This is a genomic window from Neisseria sp. P0022.S010 (assembly GCF_051956635.1).
The window spans coordinates 1-1,699 of sequence record NZ_JBQCXF010000599.1 but is presented as its reverse complement, the minus strand read 5'-3'; the positions used below and the strand labels follow the sequence as shown (position 1 = coordinate 1,699).

Here is a 1,699-nt window from a genome sequence, read left to right as displayed (position 1 = left end):
AGCGTGGTCAAACGCGGTTCGCACAAGGCATTGGACGACATCCTCGAAAGCATCGAAGAAATGCGCCATTATCGCGAGCATTTCCTCAAACTCCCTTCCGAACAATAATCCCAAGGCCGTCTGAAACAGGTTTTACACTGTTCAGACGGCCTCATCGGCTTCCTTCATCTCATGAAAAACACCAAAATCTTTACCTTCGATTCCTCGCATATGCTCGACGGGCATGACGGCAAGTGCCAAAACCTTCACGGCCACACCTACAAACTCGAAATCACCGTCTCCGCGCCCGTTATCCAAGGCGGTGCAAAAGACGGCATGGTGATGGACTTTACCGACCTGAAAGCCATTGTCAAACAACACATTACCGACCCGTTCGACCATGCCTTCATCTATCACGGCAACAACGAACGCGAAAGCCAAATCGCCACGCTTTTGGAAGGCTGGAACATGAAAACCCTGCGCCTGCCCTGCCGTACCACAGCCGAAAACATGAGCGTAGAAATGTATGGCCGTCTGAAAAACGCCGGTGTCAAAGTGTGTAGCGTAAAATTATGGGAAACGCCGACTTCGTGTGCGGAATATGAAGGGGAATAAACTGCTGTCCTCTATTTTCCAGACGGCCTGTTCCCATCAATACCTCATACGCTAAACATCAAAAGGAATCTTTATGAAACTACTCTCCACCCTCCTCGTCCTTTTCGTCGCTGTCGAACACTTCTACATCGCCTGGCTCGAAATGACGCAAATCCCAAGCGAAAAAGCGTCGGAACTGTTCAACATGCCTTACGAATTTATGGAACAAAAACGCGTGCAAACCCTGTTTTCCAACCAAGGCCTGTACAACGGCTTCCTCGCCATCGGCTTAGTATGGGCGCGCTTTGCCGCACCCGACAACGCCGTTTACGGCGCGACGATTCTGTTCCTCGGCTTCGTCCTCATCGCCGCCGCATGGGGCGCGTTTTTATCCGGCAACAAAGGCATTTTGCTCAAACAAGGCTTGCCGGCATTTTTGGCCGCCGCAGCCGTCATTACCGCTTAAACACACCAGCCATTCTTTCCCCTCAACCTAACAGAAAGAATGGCTGCCTCAACCGATTTCTCAAAACGCTTCACCACAACAATTAAATCCCGCACACCCGACATTCATGAACATTCAAATCACACCAAACAATCCCCAATACCGCATTGTCGAAATCTTTGAAAGCCTGCAAGGCGAAGGCTGGAATACAGGCATGCCCGCCGTTTTCATCCGTTTGGGCAAATGCAATCTCGCGTGCAGCTGGTGCGATACCGACTACCTTAAATTCGGCATGATGAGCCTGTCCAATATTTTCGACCGTCTGAAAACCTACACGGCGCGCAACATCATCATTACCGGCGGTGAACCCACCATCCAACCGCATTTGGATACCCTGCTCAATGCACTCAAAGCCGAAGGCTATTTTCTGTGTATCGAAACCAACGGCCTCAACCCCGCGCCGCCGCAAATCGACTACGTTGCCACCAGCCCTAAAGCCTGCTATGCCGCCAAATATGAATCTAATTGCATCGAGAAAGCCGACGAAGTGCGTATTGTTGCAGACGGCGATGTCATTGCGTTTTGCCAAGAGATGGAACGCAAAATCCGCGCCCAACATTACTACCTCTCGCCTTGCGAACAAGACGGTGTGATGAATATCTACGATACCATCCGCCAAAT

At 50.7% G+C, this 1,699-nt stretch carries 3 protein-coding genes and 1 pseudogene; all 4 read left to right on the top strand.

What is annotated here, in order from left to right:
• Positions 1-108, top strand: a pseudogene (locus tag ACTHUT_RS19800) (oligoribonuclease); the annotation flags it as partial.
• Between the two features lie 63 nt (positions 109-171).
• Entirely contained in the window at positions 172-594 is a 423-nt protein-coding gene (gene queD, locus ACTHUT_RS19795; RefSeq protein WP_250599613.1) for a 6-carboxytetrahydropterin synthase QueD, read from the top strand.
• A gap of 73 nt (positions 595-667) precedes the next feature.
• Complete coding sequence (locus ACTHUT_RS19790) at positions 668-1,039, top strand: DUF1304 domain-containing protein (RefSeq protein ID WP_250599611.1); 372 nt, start codon at positions 668-670, stop codon at positions 1,037-1,039.
• Positions 1,040-1,145: 106 nt separating this feature from the next.
• A partial coding sequence (locus ACTHUT_RS19785; protein ID WP_440419525.1) for a 7-carboxy-7-deazaguanine synthase QueE occupies positions 1,146-1,699 on the top strand: 554 nt, incomplete at its 3' end.